The sequence below is a fragment of the Clostridium sp. UBA7339 genome, assembly GCF_002470865.1.
Classification (GTDB): domain Bacteria; phylum Bacillota; class Clostridia; order Clostridiales; family Clostridiaceae; genus Clostridium_J; species Clostridium_J sulfidigenes.
In genome coordinates this window covers 175,253-191,429 of the sequence record NZ_DKPI01000010.1, presented here as the reverse complement: position 1 = coordinate 191,429, position 16,177 = coordinate 175,253, and the positions used below count along the sequence as shown (strand labels likewise).

Annotated in this window: 15 protein-coding genes; 10 read left to right on the top strand and 5 right to left on the bottom strand. The window is 29.8% G+C overall.

Going from position 1 to position 16,177, the window contains the following annotated elements; translation table 11 throughout:
• Positions 1 to 12 precede the first annotated feature (12 nt).
• Positions 13 to 1,005 carry a DUF4003 family protein gene (locus B2S02_RS11465; protein ID WP_346848717.1) on the top strand — a complete coding sequence of 331 codons (993 nt, stop codon included), beginning with the start codon at positions 13 to 15 and terminating at the stop codon, positions 1,003 to 1,005.
• Between the two features lie 91 nt (positions 1,006 to 1,096).
• On the opposite strand, the gene B2S02_RS11460 is transcribed toward B2S02_RS11465, so the two are convergent.
• From B2S02_RS11460 to B2S02_RS11445, 4 genes are all read right to left on the bottom strand, one after another.
• The gene (locus B2S02_RS11460) at positions 1,097 to 1,543 is read right to left on the bottom strand and encodes a threonine/serine exporter family protein (RefSeq protein WP_346879080.1); all 447 of its coding nucleotides are present in this window, start codon (positions 1,541 to 1,543) and stop codon (positions 1,097 to 1,099) included.
• Positions 1,543 to 2,325, bottom strand: a complete 783-nt coding sequence (locus tag B2S02_RS11455; RefSeq protein WP_346879081.1) for a threonine/serine exporter family protein — start codon at positions 2,323 to 2,325, stop codon at positions 1,543 to 1,545. The genes B2S02_RS11460 and B2S02_RS11455 overlap by 1 nt, the downstream gene beginning before the upstream one ends.
• Before the next feature lie 235 nt (positions 2,326 to 2,560).
• Complete coding sequence (locus B2S02_RS11450) at positions 2,561 to 2,803, bottom strand: hypothetical protein (RefSeq protein WP_346848720.1); 243 nt, start codon at positions 2,801 to 2,803, stop codon at positions 2,561 to 2,563.
• Between the two features lie 325 nt (positions 2,804 to 3,128).
• The gene (locus tag B2S02_RS11445; protein ID WP_035134702.1) at positions 3,129 to 3,770 is read right to left on the bottom strand and encodes an undecaprenyl diphosphate synthase family protein; all 642 of its coding nucleotides are present in this window, start codon (positions 3,768 to 3,770) and stop codon (positions 3,129 to 3,131) included.
• A 161-nt stretch (positions 3,771 to 3,931) separates the two neighbouring features.
• Here B2S02_RS11445 and B2S02_RS11440 point away from each other — a divergent pair, with 161 nt between their 5' ends.
• The 8 genes from B2S02_RS11440 (at position 3,932) to B2S02_RS11405 (ending at position 12,494) form a co-directional block, all read left to right on the top strand.
• Entirely contained in the window at positions 3,932 to 4,609 is a 678-nt protein-coding gene (locus B2S02_RS11440) for an ABC transporter ATP-binding protein (RefSeq protein ID WP_346848721.1), read from the top strand.
• A complete protein-coding gene (locus B2S02_RS11435) occupies positions 4,609 to 7,140 on the top strand; it encodes an ABC transporter permease (RefSeq protein WP_346879082.1) in 2,532 nt (843 codons plus the stop codon). The genes B2S02_RS11440 and B2S02_RS11435 overlap by 1 nt, the downstream gene beginning before the upstream one ends.
• A 41-nt stretch (positions 7,141 to 7,181) precedes the next feature.
• Positions 7,182 to 7,877, top strand: coding sequence for a response regulator transcription factor (locus B2S02_RS11430; protein ID WP_346920717.1), 696 nt, complete (start codon positions 7,182 to 7,184; stop codon positions 7,875 to 7,877).
• A gap of 3 nt (positions 7,878 to 7,880) precedes the next feature.
• Positions 7,881 to 8,900, top strand: a complete 1,020-nt coding sequence (locus tag B2S02_RS11425) for a HAMP domain-containing sensor histidine kinase (RefSeq protein WP_346920716.1) — start codon at positions 7,881 to 7,883, stop codon at positions 8,898 to 8,900.
• 201 nt (positions 8,901 to 9,101) lie between these two features.
• On the top strand, positions 9,102 to 10,316 hold the full coding sequence (locus B2S02_RS11420) for a NupC/NupG family nucleoside CNT transporter (protein WP_346920715.1): 1,215 nt from the start codon (positions 9,102 to 9,104) through the stop codon (positions 10,314 to 10,316).
• A 363-nt stretch (positions 10,317 to 10,679) separates the two neighbouring features.
• Positions 10,680 to 10,991 carry a thioredoxin gene (gene trxA / locus B2S02_RS11415; protein WP_035134706.1) on the top strand — a complete coding sequence of 104 codons (312 nt, stop codon included), beginning with the start codon at positions 10,680 to 10,682 and terminating at the stop codon, positions 10,989 to 10,991.
• 57 nt (positions 10,992 to 11,048) lie between these two features.
• Entirely contained in the window at positions 11,049 to 11,912 is an 864-nt protein-coding gene (locus B2S02_RS11410; RefSeq protein ID WP_346892611.1) for an NAD(P)/FAD-dependent oxidoreductase, read from the top strand.
• A 150-nt stretch (positions 11,913 to 12,062) separates the two neighbouring features.
• Positions 12,063 to 12,494 (top strand): MarR family transcriptional regulator, encoded by a 432-nt coding sequence (locus tag B2S02_RS11405; RefSeq protein WP_346848728.1) that lies wholly within the window; start codon positions 12,063 to 12,065, stop codon positions 12,492 to 12,494.
• Between the two features lie 131 nt (positions 12,495 to 12,625).
• Here B2S02_RS11405 and B2S02_RS11400 read toward each other — a convergent pair whose 3' ends face one another.
• Positions 12,626 to 13,927: an alpha-L-fucosidase gene (locus B2S02_RS11400; RefSeq protein ID WP_346920714.1), complete on the bottom strand. Its 1,302-nt coding sequence runs from the start codon at positions 13,925 to 13,927 to the stop codon at positions 12,626 to 12,628.
• Positions 13,928 to 14,137: 210 nt separating this feature from the next.
• On the opposite strand from B2S02_RS11400, the gene B2S02_RS11395 reads away from it, so the two are divergent.
• Positions 14,138 to 16,153 (top strand): penicillin-binding transpeptidase domain-containing protein, encoded by a 2,016-nt coding sequence (locus tag B2S02_RS11395; RefSeq protein ID WP_346890760.1) that lies wholly within the window; start codon positions 14,138 to 14,140, stop codon positions 16,151 to 16,153.
• The last annotated feature ends 24 nt before the right edge of the window (positions 16,154 to 16,177 follow it).

The following is a 16,177-nucleotide window of genomic DNA, read 5'->3' as shown; positions in this document are numbered from 1 at the left end:
AAGATTAAAATAATGAATACTAGAATTGAAAACAGATTAGATATATTTGTAGATTATACAATGCAATTAGGTAAAGTACTGAAATGGGATTATAAACTGTCACATATGTTATGCTCAATGCTATATACTAATGAGGAACGTATATTAGATGCAAATCGTATAAAAGAAATGAGAGAATACATTAAGAAGAATACAGGAATATTTTCTAGCTTTAAAGGGACTACTCTCCCAATAATAGCAACAATGCTATCTTTAGATGAAAATCCAGAGAGCTTATTTACGAAAACTCAAATTTTATATGATAAAATGAAACAACAGAATTTTCGGGGTTCCGAGTATCTTACCATTGCGGCAATGCAGGTTGCTAAAATAAAAACTGAATCTGAATACAATAGAATTATTAATCGTATGAAGGAATTTTATGATAGATTACGTAAAATACATCCATTTTTAACAAGTACAGATGATTATATTTATGTTGCAATGGTGGCAATGACAGATATTGATTTGGAATTGGCAATCAGACGTGTAGTAATAATAGAAGATAGATTAAGGCCAACTCTTGGTGGAGGAAATGATATGCAGGCATTGGCACTTGTGTTACTTCTTGCAGATAATGACGATGATGAATTATGTAATAAGGTTTTACAGTTATATAAGTACTTAAAGGATAAAAAGTATAAATTACGTTATAACGGAACAATGTCAACTCTTGGAGTTCTTGCCATGACTTCTAATGATATGAACCTTATAGCAGAAGAATTAGTGAATGGTGCAGAATACCTAAAAGATAAAAAAGGGTTTGGAGCATTTTCCATTAGCAAAGTGCAACGTGCTATGTTTTCTGCAAATTTTGTAGCACTTCAATATATTGGTGATATGAAGAATAATCTATTAGAAGGAACCATATCTAATAATATTACTAATATTATTATTGCACAACAGATGGCAACCGTTGCAGCAACTATGGCAGCAACTTCAGCAGCGGCTAGTTCAGCAAACTAGAAATATAAAAAGTCTATACACATAAAAGTCCGTTGAAGTAAATAATTAACTTTAACAGACTTTTTTATTTAAAAAATTTTTAGTATGTAATTTATATTTTACTGCGCTTACATTTATAATTGGTTAAATGATAGACAACAACTGAAACCACAATAATTCCAACAGCAATCCCTAAGGAGGTTTTAAGTGTATTAAGAGCATAAAAATCAAATTTTATTTTATTTCCCGCTAAAGCATAACTCATAGAATAGTATAAGCTACCACCAGGTACAAGAGGTACGATAGAGGGCAATAAAAATACAGTTGTAGGTGCTTTATGAATTCTAGCTAAGAGTTCAGAGTATGCTGTACCTAGAATCGAAGCTATCATATTAGATATAAAAATATCATTCCAATAATAAAAAGAAATTAAATAGATACACCAAGTAATAATACCTCCAATAGATGCATAGAGTATTCTTTCCTTTTTTATATTAAATAATAAGGCAAATCCTAGGCTACCTATGTAAGCAGTAATGATTTGAATTAAATACTTCATTATTGCAATATACCTCCTAATATAATCAATGAAATTGCAAAACCACAGGCAATAGCTATGGCAATTAATATGGATTCAGTTAATCGTAATAGGCCAGCTATAATATCGCCACAAAGCATATCACGAACGGAATTTATTAATGGAATTCCGGGAATAAGAAGCATAATATCTCCTATAATAATTTTATCAACATTAGCTCCTATTCTTATTTTAGTAAATAAAATTGCAGCTAGTCCAGTAATAATTGAGCAAACAAAAGTATATATTAATTGATTAATGCTTTCTCTTTTGATAAAAGTATCAATAAAGAATATAAGGATACCAATGATTGCAGCCGCAGTAGCATCTATGAGATTACCACCAAAAAAGATAGAAAATCCACTAGAAGCTAGTATGTACCCTAGGCAGGAACTCCACCTTATACTGGGCTCACTTACTGATAGTTCTTGTATTTTTCCCTTTATTTCATTGAAAGAAGGTTTAGTTTGACATATATATCTAGATAAGGAGTTAAGCTTCTCAAGTTGACTAAGGTCTGTTCCATAGGAGTAAATCCTTCGTGTTTGTGTTAGAGTTTCTTCATCACTAGTTTTTATAGTAGCTATAATTAATGATCTTATTGAGAAAACATCTATACGGTCAATTTCATAAACCTTACAAATACGAATAATTGTATTTTCAACACGATTAGTTTCACCACCAACTCGTAGCATATGTTCACCAATATCTAAGGAAAGGCTTAGTATTTTGGACGCTTCAATTGTGATTTCATTCTCCTTCATAAATGTCTCCTTTAAGTTAGTTTATATTCCCATATTTATAATATTAGAATATAAAGATTATTACAATGAGATAATTCTAATAAGTTCGATTTATGTATTTTAAATACAAATAGATGTTAGTCAGAAATAAAATGTTAAAGAGAAAAATCAAAACACCTGAATAGTATTTTAACTAATCAGGTGTTTCTTTATATTGATTTATGAATTACCACAAGGGTGAAAATTCCTTAAGTTACTACCAGAATAATCCACGTCTACAGCAGTTGTTTCCAAAGCCACCAAAACCGCCACAACCCAATAATACCAACCATATTAGCCATTGGTTATTACCACAATCACAACCAAAATTAGAATTACAATTACGGTTTGTAAATCCTGTACAACAGGAGGTTGGACATCTGTCACAACATGGCTGTATATTACAACAACAGCAGCAATCACATTTGCAATTAGAATGACGTCTTCTATGACTACTCATATATATTACCTCACTTTTTATATTTACTCCTAAGATTATGTTTTGGGAGTATGTAATATAAAAGGAATTTGAAATACACTAATATAAATATATATGATTTATAAAGATGTATCTCACTATTATGATATGAAGATATTGAATTTAAGTTACAGGATAATAATGATTAAAGTTGACATGTGTAAATGATTAAGTTGAAGAGCGAGTTTTTATATATAGAGCGTTTTTTAATTAAAATAGATGAAAATATGTTATTTCTATATTTTCATCTATTTGATTTACTTAATGAATACCACCCATCAGTAGTTATGATTTTATTGAACTCATTTTAACCACCAAGGGTAACATCTTGTTCATTGTACCAGTCTAAAGCATTGTAGAAGTCTGTAGAAGTAAAATCCGGCCAATAGGTGTCTATTACGTAAAAATCAGAATAAACAGACTGAATTGGTAAGAAACCACTAAGTCTTCTTCTACCTCCCCATCTTATTATTAGATCAATTCTAGAAATATCCTCTGAATGTATGTAGGGTAGAATATGTTTATTAGAGGATTTGGATTCTTTTAATAGATTTAAGTCCCACTCCCATCCATAATGGATTAGAAAGTTTACCTTAATACCACCATTACCAAATTTTTTTCTAGTTGTAAAGGGAATTAAAGCCTTAGGAAAAGCACTTGATTCAGTATTTCCAATAACCAAGATTTCACAATCCTCCTTTGTTAAAAGCATGACAGAATCAATACAAGCTTGTATAAAAGCAAGCTTTTGCTCAGAGGGACGTTTGGTATTGTCTATAGTAAAACCGTAAAATGTTAACTCTTTTATATTTTCTTTTTGGCAAAGTTTAAATACTTCAAGACCAGGATTTATGCCATGTTCATATCCTTTATCTTTGGTTAGATTATTAAGTAAAGCCCAGCGTCTGTTGCCGTCAGGAATTATTCCAATATGATTTGGTATTCTCATATGATCTCAATTAACCTCCGTAAAAATTAAAATTATAATACTATGTTTTCCATAAAAATATAAAATAAACATAGATAAAAAATACTATTTTGTAAGAAGGTTGTAAGAAGTTAATGCTAATATACAATATATAGGAAATAATTATTATGGAGTGATTAAATATGAGTATGTTAAGAGCAGATAAACTAATCAAAATTTATGGAGAGGAACCCAATATAGTTAAAGCACTAGATGATGTAAGTATAGATATAAATGAAGGGGAATTCATAGCAATAATAGGCACATCAGGCAGTGGTAAGTCCACGTTGCTTAATATGCTAGGGGGACTAGATAGACCTACTAGTGGTGATGTTTATATATTAGAAAAGAAATTAAGTGATATGAAGGATGAAGAACTTACAATTTTCAGGAGAAGAAATATAGGATTTATATTTCAAAACTATAATCTAGTTCCAATTTTAAATGTTTATGAAAATATAGTTCTCACTATAGAGTTAGATGGAGTAAAGATTGATAAGGAATATGTAGATTCAATTATTGATACGTTGGGTTTAAAAGAAAAACTTACTAATATGCCTAATAACTTATCTGGAGGACAGCAGCAGAGAGTTGCAATTGCAAGGGCATTGGCAACAAAGCCAGCAATAATATTAGCAGATGAACCAACAGGAAATCTTGATAGTAAAACAAGTATGGATGTTATTGGACTTTTAAAGATGACTAGTAATAAGTTTAATCAAACCATGGTTATGATTACCCATAATGAAGAGATTGCACAGCTTGCTGACAGAATTATTAGAATAGAAGATGGTAAGGAAGTAGTAAGAGGTGATAAGTAATGATGTTTGAAAATAACAATAAGGAAGTAGTTAAGAGAATAACTAAGAGATCTCTTAAAACTAATAAAACAAGAAATATATTTGCAATTGCTGCTATAATTTTAACTACCTTTATGATTTCCACAGTTTTTAGTATAGGCATTAGTTTCGCTAAAAACTATAGGGTGCTAAATTTACGTATGCAAGGTACAACGGCTACTACAACTTTAAAAGGAGCAACAAATGACCAATATGAAAAATTAAAGAAACTAGATATATTTAAAAGTTTAGGATATGAAATTAATGTAGGTAGGGTTAAGGCAGATTCTTTAGAGAAGAATAAAACAAAAATAAATATGGAATATCATGATAAAGTAGATTGGGAAAACCAAATAACTCCTTGTATAAGCGATATTGAAGGAGAATATCCTAATGAAGAAAATCAGATCATGGCATCTACAAAAGCATTAGAATTTTTGAATTTAAAAGATGCTAAAATAGGGGACAAAATAAAGGTTTCCTATGAAACAAAGGGTGGGGCAAAAGAGTCGGAATTTTTGTTAAGCGGGTATTATACTAACTATGATATTGTTCAAGATACAGGATATTTAATGGTTTCAGAAGAATTTATAAACAAAAACAATCTATCCTTGGAGAATGATGGAATTGCTCTTATGACTTTAAAGAGTAGTGAAAAGGATAATGCACCGGATATTTTAAGTTCTAAAATTCAGTGTAAACAAGGACAAGAGTTCCAATATAGCTATGATATAAGTGAAGAATCATCAAGTGCTGCAATTGCAACTGTAATTACAATAATAATAATAGCATTATTTATAGTGCTAAGTGGATACTTACTTATTTACAATGTTATGTATATATCCGTAATCAAGGATATTAATTTTTATGGACTTATGAAAACTATAGGAACATCACCACGACAAATAAAGAAAATCGTTAAGGGGCAAATTTTAAGATTATCTAGAATGGGTATTCCTGTAGGCTTAATACTAGGAGCTATATTTTCTTTTTTTATTGTACCAATAGCTATGGGTGCTCTTAAGAATGGAAGATACAATGAAAGCGCAATGCCAGCTAATATATCCTTTAATCCTCTAATTTTTGTTGGAGCGGCACTATTTGCACTATTAACAGTAATACTAAGTTGTAATAAGCCAGCTAAAGTTGCTAGTAGTATTTCGCCAACGGAAGCTTTAAGATATTCTGGAACAAAGGTAAAGAAACAAAAGAAAAGTAGAAAATCAACTAATGGAGGAAAGCTTTATAAAATGGCTTGGTATAACGTTTTCCGTGATAAAAAACGTGCGATAGTTGTATTTCTTTCATTATTCATGGGTATTATAACTTTTCTCAGTATCAACACATTTCTAGATAGCCTTGGGGTAGATAATTTTATAAATAGGTATAATAAAAATGATTTTGAAATTCAAAATATTAATACTGATAAGGAGAAGTTAGATAAACATTTAGTAGATAATATTAAAAGTTTGCAAGGAATTAAAAATGTAGCTATAACAAAAGTAAGTATGGGTGAGTTAGACATGACTAATAACTTCTTTTTACCTTTAATTGAAGAAGAACATATAAAAAGAGGAATATCTCAAGAAGAATTAAACGCATTTTTAAATAAAATTAAAGAAGAACCTAATATATATTCTAGTTGGATTCTTGGAATAGATGATGAAATTATAGAGAGATACAATGAATATGCTGATTATAAAATAGATATAGAAGAATTTAAAAAAGGGAGCTTAGCTTTAATTCAGCCAAGATTTTATGATGGAAAGGATAAGTCACTTTATACTGAATTAAAAGGTAAAAATTTCAATCTGAAAGATAAAGATACAGGGGTTACTGCTAGATATAAAGCACAAATTATCAGTGATGCTAATGGAGACTTACCTTATGGCTTAGGTGGAGTAGTGGGTGCACCAACAATTTATATTAGTAATTCAGCTATGGAGAAATTAGATAAAGATGCAGTATATTACTTATTACAAATAAATGTTGAGGATGCATATGAATCTGAAATTAAACAAGAATTAAAGACATTAACTAACAATCGTGGTTTATGGTTAGAATCCAAAAGTGATATTAGAGAAGAATTTAGTAGTACATCAATGGTAATGAAGATACTTGGGGGAGGAATTTCTGGTATTCTTATATTAATTGGAATTTTAAACTTTATAAATGTAATGATTACAGGAGTTAATGTTAGACTAAAGGAATTTGCGGTGATGGAAAGCGTGGGTATGACTAAGAAACAAATTAAAAAGATGCTTACTTTTGAAGGAGCATATTATGCAAGTATAACTACTTTATTTATTTTCACTTTGGGAATAGGAATTATATACGGAATAGCAGAGTTAACAAAGAAAATTGCAGATTATGCAGAGTTTGTATTTCCTACAGTGCCACTATTAACTTTAGTAGTATTTATATTTTTAGTATGCTTAATTACACCTGGCGTTGTATTTGAAACATCTTCAAAGAAAAGTGTAATAGAACGTATAAGAGAAACAGAAAATTAATTTTAGGTGGCAGATTTATACAATCTGCCACTTTTGTTATAATGGAAAAAAGAGGTGGTATGATGAGGACAATTCTAATAATTGAAGATGATAAAATTCTTAATAGGGGTGTTACCTTTGCATTAAGAAAAGAGGGATATAATATACTCTCGGCTTATACAAAAGAGGAAGGCAAGAATTTAATTTTAAATAAAGATATTGACTTTTTATTGCTTGATATAAATTTGTCTGATGGCAGTGGACTGAAGCTATGTGATGATATTAGGGGTAGTGTCAACTTTCCTATTGTATTTTTAACTGCCAATGATACAGAGGAGGATATGGTTAAAGGTTTTGAAAGTGGTTGTGATGATTATTTAACAAAGCCCTTTTCCTTGGAAATATTAAAGCATAAAATTAATGCCATATTAAGAAGACAGTCAGCAGAAACTAAAGATACTTTTCAGTATGAAGATTTAAAAGTAGATTTTAATAGAAAATCTGCTTTTGAAAGAAAAAATGAAATTAATTTAACTAGTACTGAATATAAGCTTTTAGAACTACTTGTTAGAAATAAAGGTAAGGTGATGACTAAGGAAATGCTTCTAGAAAAGCTTTGGGATGTTAATGGTAATTTTGTAGATGAAAATACTTTAAGTGTAAATGTAAGACGTATACGCAAGAAAATAGAAAAAGATTCTAAAAACCCTAGGTATATTATTACTGTTTTTGGTATTGGCTATATGTTTGGAGAGTAGCATATGAAAAGTAATTTTTATAAGATGAAAAATATGATTCAAATATTAATTATATTAATTTGTTCAGCATTTACTGCATTTATAACTTTTTCAGTAAAAAATTTAAACGTAACTATTATCTCAACTATTTTTTCAATAATAATTATTTTAGGATTTTATATGTATGAAGGACTATTTAAAAGTTATATGATAGAAATAATTATAAAACTTTCGGATATGTTAGCCATAATGACTGATATGAAGGAAAAAGAAGTGTTTTCTATAGTTGAAGATTCAATTTTCTCAAAGCTTCAATCTCAAACTATTAAGTTAACTAGAATTTTGAAAGCTCAAAATAAGAAAATAGAAGATGATAAGAATGAAATAAAGTCATTAATTTCTGATATAGCGCATCAACTAAAAACACCATTAACAAATTTAAAGATGTATGGTGAGTTTCTTCAATATGATAATTTGACAGAAGAAGAGAGAAGAGATTTTCAAGAAACAATTATGGTTTCTTTAAATGAGCTAAGTTTTTTAGTAGAAAGTATGATTAAAATGTCTAGGTTAGAAAGTGGTGTAATTCAGTTAAAGCCATGTTATGAAAGCTTAAATGAAACTATATTATTAGCAATAGGTCAAATACGCAAAAAGGCACAATTTAAAAATATAATTTTAGAGCTTAATGAAAAGGAAAAAGTTACAATTTTACATGATAGAAACTGGACTATAGAGAGTGTATTTAACATTCTAGAGAATGCAGTAAAGTACACAAAAGAAAACGGAGTAATTAATATTTCTATACAAAGTTATGAAATATTTGCAAGGATAGATATTGAGGATAATGGTATAGGGATTAGTGAAGAAGAACTACCTAAAATATTTAGTAGGTTTTATAGAGGAAAGAATGTTGGCGATGTTGAAGGTATTGGTATAGGACTTTATTTAACAAGGGAAATTATTTCAAAACAAGGTGGATATATTAAAGTAAAATCAAAAAAACAGGGAACTGTATTTTCAATATTCTTACCTATTAAATAAATTAATTATCCCATAAGATAAATTGACATCTTTAATGATTCAACATAAAATAGTTTGCGGAGGAAATGGAGTGTTCTAATGCGAACTATTTTTTAATTTATTTTGTAGGAGGTTAATTATTAAATATTTTTACAAATGAATAGTAGATTATATTGAAGATAACAATATAATAGAAAAATTACAAAGGATAAAGGTGATTCAATGGACATATTAAATAGCATTATAGGTATTATATTTATTTTTATAGTAGCATTCTTACTGTCAAATAATAAAAAGAAAATAAACTGGAGAACTATTATTATAGGATTTTTAATTCAATTGTGTTTTGCAGTTATAGTTTTAAAGTCAGCTGTTGGGAAGAAAGCCTTACAGAAGGTAGCCACAATGGCAACTTCAATTATCGGGTATGCAAATGAAGGAATAAATTTTTTGTTTGGAGCAGCTATACCTACTAATGGAGGAATGGTTTTTGCTTTTCAGGTATTAACTGTTATTATATTTATTTCATCTTTAGTTTCTGTATTATACTACTTTGGGATAATGCAATTTATTGTAAAGATAATAGGTGGGGCTTTAGCAAGACTCCTAGGAACGTCTAAACTTGAAACTTTATCAGCAGCTGCAAATATATTTTTATCGCAAACAGAGTCACCTCTTTTAATAAAACCATATATCAATAAACTGTCTACATCAGAATTATTTACTGTAATGGTTGGAGGTGTAGCTTCAGTTTCAGGTTCTGTTTTAGTTGGGTATTCACTTATGGGGATTCCACTAGAATATCTTATCTCAGCAAGCTTTATGGCTGCTCCAGCAGGACTGATAATGGCTAAAATGATATTTCCAGAAAGTGATGCAAAAGCCTTAGAAGATAAAATTGAATTAGGAAAAGATGGTTCAGTTAACGTGGTAGATGCAGCATCGAAGGGAGCATCAGAAGGGTTAGGTTTAGCGCTAAACATAGGTGCCATGTTACTTGCATTTATTTCTCTTATAGCTTTAGTAAATGGAATAATAGGATTTATTGGTGGACTTATTGGAATAGATGGATTAACCTTAGAAATGATATTTGGATACATATTCTCACCAGTGGTTGCAATTATAGGAGTTCCTTGGAATGAGGCTTTAACGGCTGGAGCTCTTCTAGGACAAAAGATAATTTTAAATGAATTTGTTGCCTTTAGTAAACTAGGACCTATAATAGGTGACCTTTCGCAAAAAACTGCAGCTATAATGACTTTTTCACTATGTGGTTTTGCAAACATATCTTCCATTGCTATTTTAATCGGTGGAATTGGAGGAATGGCACCAAAGAGAAAGCATGAAGTTGCAAAATTAGGATTAAAAGCTGTGGTTGCAGGCACTTTAGCGAACCTTTTAAGTGCAACTATTGCAGGACTTTTAATAGGATTATAAGATTATTAGTCATGTTGTAAATATCACAGAAAAGTTGATACTTTTATCTCATTTTAAGATAATTATATTTTCTTGAAATGAGATATATTTTTATTAGATATTAAAATAGATGTTAAAAACTTCATAATAAAAATATTATTATAATAAATAAAACCTATTTAAGTATGAAATAATATAATTAGAGGGTTTACTATTATTAAATTTTAAAACATAAGATTTCATTATGTAATTATATAAAAATATTTTTAAAATGACTTGACATTTAATATATAAACATGTAAATTAGTATTAACAAATTAAATTGAACAAAATTTAATTTAGATAAATAATATTTTGGTAAATTGATTTTAGGAGGAATAAAAGATGGCAAAGATAGTTAATTCAGCTGAATTTAATAATGAAATAAAAGATGGTGTTGTAGTAGTAGACTTTTTCGCAACATGGTGTGGACCTTGTAAAATGTTAGCTCCAATATTTGAAGAATTATCAACTGAAATGGAAGGCAAGGTTAAATTTATAAAAGTTGATGTGGATCAATGCCCAGACATATCAATGCAATATAGTGTAGCATCCATTCCTACAATAATAGTATTTAAAGATGGAAAAAATGTAAATACTACAGTAGGGTTTGTACCAAAAGAGAGAATAAAAGAAATTGTAGAAGCTTATATATAATAAAAATATAGGAGGTTACTCCTATATTTTTAATCTGTAAATTTGGAGGATAAATCTATGAGTGAAAGATATGATATTGCAATAGTTGGTAGTGGACCAGCAGGAATATCAGCCGCTTTAAATGCAAAAATAAGAAATAAGAATTTTATCATATTTGGTAATGATGAACTTTCAAATAAATTAGTAAAAGCTAATGAAATTAATAATTATTTAGGTTTCCATGGTAAAAGTGGTAAAGAGATACAACAAGCCTTTATCAATCACTTAAGAGCTATGGATATAAAAATAACAGAAGAAAAAATAAATAATATATATGCTATGGGAGATTACTTTGCTTTAATGGTAAATGATAAAACCTATGAAGCAACATCAGTAATATTAGCTACAGGAATTCAATATGGTAAACTATTCCATGGTGAAGAAAAACTTCTAGGTAAGGGTGTTGGATATTGCGCTACCTGTGATGCACCACTTTATAGAAATAAAGTAGTTACAATAATAGCCTATAGTAAAAAAGAAGAGGAAGAGGCAAACTTTATTGCTACTTTAGCATCAAAGGTATATTATATTCCTATGTATAAAGAGTTTGTAAATGTTCATTCATCTATAGAAGTAGTAAATGATATACCAGTAGAAATAATTGGTGAAGGTAAAGTGGAAAAGCTAGTTTTAAAGAATAAAGAAATTAATACTGATGGTTTATTTATACTAAGAGATAGCATATCTCCAGGTCAATTAGTTCCGGGATTAAAAATCGTAGACAATCATGTAGAGGTTGATAGGCTAATGCAAACGAACTTAAAAGGTTGTTTCGCAGCAGGAGATATAGTAGGAAGACCTTATCAATATATAAAGTCTGCAGGGGAAGGAAATGTGGCTGCATTATCAGCAGTTTCCTATGTAGATTCAAAGGAAAAGTAAAATAAGAGATATTTGTATGAATTATTTATAATGTTATTCAAATTATTTGTTGTATTGACATATAAATTTTAAAATTGTAAAATAATCTCAAACAATGTGGTTTATTAAGAATTAATTTTAATAAGTCATTCTGTGAAATGGAGAATTTATATGAAGAATTGTGAATGTATTAAACTAGAAAATCAAATATGTTTTTCTCTATATGCAGCATCTAGAGAGGTAATAAAGTTGTATAAATCCATTCTTGATAAGCATAATCTTACTTATACACAATACTTAGCTATGTTAGTGTTATGGGAAGAAGAAAAGATGACAGTTAAGGACATTGGTAAAAGACTACACTTAGACTCAGGTACTTTAACTCCATTATTAAAAAAATTAGAATCTATGGGGATAATTACAAGACATAGAGACGTAAATGATGATAGAGTAGTCATAATAGAGTTAACAGAAGCTGGCTTAAAGCTAAAAAGTGAGATTTTAGATGTGCCAGGAGAAGTATTTTGCAAATTGAATATATCTAATGATGAAGCAAAGGAGCTTAAACGTAATTTAGATAATTTATTACAAAGTTTAGAATAGTGCAGCAAAAGTTTAATAACTATAGTAAATATTCATACAAAGTTAGTTATAGGAAAAATTATGGATAAAAACCTCTTTAGATTTTAACTAAAGGGGTTTTTTCATGAGTTAAGATTGAACTTTAATAGAGCTTATAGTAGTTCTAACTCTACTACTGTATCTTTTTCATCAGGAAGAATTGCACTAGGCAAGTGTATAAAGGCATCAGCTTCAAATTCTTCTGCCATCCATGGAAACTCTACTTTAATTTCAGAACAGTCTTTAAGCAATCTAGCTTTTTTTATTTTGCCCATTAGATTGTTCAGATTAGTGTGACCGATTCCTCTATCGTAAATGTGGGCATAAAGTAAATTCCCCTTTTGGGTATATCTTCCCCGTTCTGGTTTTGGTAGGTAGCTACCTTTACAACCATAGATACTATCTCCATTATCTGCAAGCCATTCTCCTATTTCTCCTAGAATCACTGCAGATTCTTTGGGAATTTCACCCTTTGCATTAGGTCCTACATTTAAAATCATATTACCATTTTTGCTAACACATTCAACTAAGCTCCTAATTATTTGTTTTGAAGATTTATAATCTTTGTCCATAGAAGCATAGCCCCAATTATTATTGAGCGTAATACAAGCTTCCCAAGGTACAGGATTTCTATTTTCATTAAGTACGCCCCTTGGAGGAATAATTTGTTCTGGTGAGTCAAAGTCACCGGTATAAGTAGAAAGGTTAGCTTTTTTAATACTTTTTTTATCATCTAATCTGTTATCAATAATTATATCAGGTTGATATTTCCTTATCATATCTACTAGTTCAGTAGCTTTCCATTTTTCACCGGTCATATTATCATAAGAAAAGTCAAACCACATTATATCAATTTTACCGTAGCCAGTAACTAATTCCTTAACTTGATTATGAAAATACTTAACATAATTATCGAAGTTATGAATTTTATTTTTAAAGGCTTTGTTATTTCTCATTGGATGGTGCCTATCACCATAGGCTGGATAGTCTTCATGATGCCAATCAAGAAGTGAGTAATAAAGACCAATTTTAATATCTTCTGTTCTGAAAGCATCTATGTATTCTTTAATTAAATCTCTTCCAGCTTTTGTATTAGTAGATTTATAGTCAGTATAAGAACTATCAAATAAGCAAAAACCATCGTGATGTTTAGCAGTCATAACTGCATACTTCATGCCGGCTTTCTTTGCAAGTTTGGCCCATTGTCTAGGGTTATATTTGGTTGGATTAAATTCAGCAAAGTATGGTTTATATTCTTCAACAGTCATCTGTCGGTTAGTCATAATCCATTCACCTGCAGCAGGTATACTATATAATCCCCAGTGTATAAACATTCCAAATCTAGCTTCTTGGAACCATTTAGTTCTTTCTTCACGTTGAAGATAAATTTTGCTTTCATTTTCAATATCTATCATGATTTCACCAATCCTTTCTATTTTAATTATACATTAATATTTTAAAAAATTTGTAAAAGATTCACTTTTATTTTTAAGAAAATTCATTGAATAAAAGTATATATAAACTTACAATAGATGTAGTAGTTTATTTATTGAGTAGAATAGATAAGCTTGTATTTAAACTGTGAAGTACCCAGTAAGAAAATACATTTTATAAGGAGGATAGTAATGAAAAATAATTTAAAGAAACTAAGCTTAATTATTGGAACTATAATTATAGGTATATCTTTATTTACAGGTTGCTCTAAGAAAGATGAAATAAAGGATGCCTTTAACATTTATAAAAATGCTTGGATTAAGCAAGATTTTAAAAGTATGTATAATATGCTTTCAGTGGAATCAAAAGCATATATAAACGAGGAAGAATTTTTAGAAAGATACACTAATATATATAGTGCTATTGTAGCTAGTAATATGGATATTCAAATAGTAGGAGAAAAGGAAAGAGATAAAAAGTCATTAGAAATACCATTTATTATGACTATGGATACAGTGGCAGGAAAGGTAGATATCAAAGATTATAAAGCAACTTTAGTTAAAGAAGAGGATGGGTATAAAGTAAAGTGGAATGAGAGTTTAATATTTCCTCAAATGGAAAAACCAGATGATAAAGTGAGGGTAGAAGATTATTACTCTAAACGTGGAAGTATATTAGATAGAAATGGGAACTTTTTAGCACAAGATGATATAGTAAAGTCTGTAGGAATTCATCCAAGTAAATTTGAAAATAAAAAGTCAGAAAAAATAACAGCTATGGCAACTATATTAGACATAAGTGAGTCATATATAGAAGAACAGCTAGCAGCTAATACTAACCCAGATTATTTTGTACCAATAGTATCTGTACTTCAATCTGATTCTGAAAAGTTAAATAAGCTTTCCACTATTGAAGGAGTTCAAATAAACAATAAAAACTCCAGAGTTTACACCGGAGGAGAAGCTTTTGGAAATCTAATAGGATATGTGGGAGCCATTACAGCAGAAGAAATAGAAAATAATAAAGATAAGGGTTATTCACAAATAAGTCTCCTTGGAAAAGCTGGTCTTGAGAAGGTTTATGAAGATATATTAAGGGGCCAAGATGGTGGAGAAATATACATTGAAAAGGGAGAAGAAAAAATAACTTTAGCTAAAACAGAAGCAAAGAATGGTCAGGATATAAAACTATCAATAGACCCAGAGCTTCAAAGTAAGATATATAGTGAAATGAAAGGTGAGAAGGGAGCATCTACTGCAGTAGACCCTAAAACTGGAGAAGTTTTAGCTATGGTAAGTTCACCTTCCTATGATCCAAATATATTTGTAACATATAAAACAAAATCCTTAAGTGAGCAGTGGAAAAAGCTTGATGGCCAGCAGTTTGACAATAGGTTTAATAATGTATACGCACCAGGCTCTACAATGAAGCTAGTTACAGCGGCTATAGGATTGGATGCAGGCGCACTTAATCCAGGAGAAACTATGGATATTAAGGGATTAGATTGGCAAAATAATTCATCATGGGGTGGATATAAGGTTACGAGAGTAAAAGATCCTGGTAAGGCTATAAACTTAAAAGAAGCTACAAAATACTCGGATAATATTTATTTTGCAAGAGTAGCATTGAATATAGGAGCAGATGCCTTTATAAGTGGAGCTAAAAACTTTGGTATTGGAGAAGAGATAACTTTTGATTTCCCAATGGAAACTTCTCAAATTAGTAATGATAATACTTTAAGTAAAGAAATACTTCTTGCTGACACAGGATATGGTCAAGGTGAGGTGCTTATGTCACCATTAGATATTGCATTATCATATAGTGCATTAGGAAACAATGGAGATATAATGCAGCCAAGACTTAACATTGGAAAAAATCCAGAAGCAAAAGTATTGAAAAATGCTATAAAGGCAGAAAAAGTACCAGCTTTAGTAGATGCTTTCTCAGCTGTAATAAATGATGCAGATGGAACAGCTACCACTGCAAAAGTAAATGGATTTAATATAGCTGGTAAAACTGGAACTTCAGAGATAAAGAAAGATCAAAAAGATGAATCGGGTAAAGAAAATGGATGGTTTGTAGCTGTAAACACAGATGATTCTAAAATTGCCATATCTATGATAATAGAAGATGTAAAGGGTAGAGGCGGTAGTGGAATACCAACAGCTATGGTTAAAAATGTTATGGAGTTTTATTTGAAAAAATAGATATTTATTATAGTTAAAGAGGGT

Coding starts and splice junctions, on each gene's coding strand:
- B2S02_RS11465 (WP_346848717.1), top strand. CDS start 13: ATGAATACTAGAATTGAAAACAGATTAGATATATTTGTAGATTATACA.
- B2S02_RS11460 (WP_346879080.1), bottom strand. CDS start 1,543: ATGAAGTATTTAATTCAAATCATTACTGCTTACATAGGTAGCCTAGGA.
- B2S02_RS11455 (WP_346879081.1), bottom strand. CDS start 2,325: ATGAAGGAGAATGAAATCACAATTGAAGCGTCCAAAATACTAAGCCTT.
- B2S02_RS11450 (WP_346848720.1), bottom strand. CDS start 2,803: ATGAGTAGTCATAGAAGACGTCATTCTAATTGCAAATGTGATTGCTGC.
- B2S02_RS11445 (WP_035134702.1), bottom strand. CDS start 3,770: ATGAGAATACCAAATCATATTGGAATAATTCCTGACGGCAACAGACGC.
- B2S02_RS11440 (WP_346848721.1), top strand. CDS start 3,932: ATGAGTATGTTAAGAGCAGATAAACTAATCAAAATTTATGGAGAGGAA.
- B2S02_RS11435 (WP_346879082.1), top strand. CDS start 4,609: ATGATGTTTGAAAATAACAATAAGGAAGTAGTTAAGAGAATAACTAAG.
- B2S02_RS11430 (WP_346920717.1), top strand. CDS start 7,182: ATGGAAAAAAGAGGTGGTATGATGAGGACAATTCTAATAATTGAAGAT.
- B2S02_RS11425 (WP_346920716.1), top strand. CDS start 7,881: ATGAAAAGTAATTTTTATAAGATGAAAAATATGATTCAAATATTAATT.
- B2S02_RS11420 (WP_346920715.1), top strand. CDS start 9,102: ATGGACATATTAAATAGCATTATAGGTATTATATTTATTTTTATAGTA.
- trxA (WP_035134706.1), top strand. CDS start 10,680: ATGGCAAAGATAGTTAATTCAGCTGAATTTAATAATGAAATAAAAGAT.
- B2S02_RS11410 (WP_346892611.1), top strand. CDS start 11,049: ATGAGTGAAAGATATGATATTGCAATAGTTGGTAGTGGACCAGCAGGA.
- B2S02_RS11405 (WP_346848728.1), top strand. CDS start 12,063: ATGAAGAATTGTGAATGTATTAAACTAGAAAATCAAATATGTTTTTCT.
- B2S02_RS11400 (WP_346920714.1), bottom strand. CDS start 13,927: ATGATAGATATTGAAAATGAAAGCAAAATTTATCTTCAACGTGAAGAA.
- B2S02_RS11395 (WP_346890760.1), top strand. CDS start 14,138: ATGAAAAATAATTTAAAGAAACTAAGCTTAATTATTGGAACTATAATT.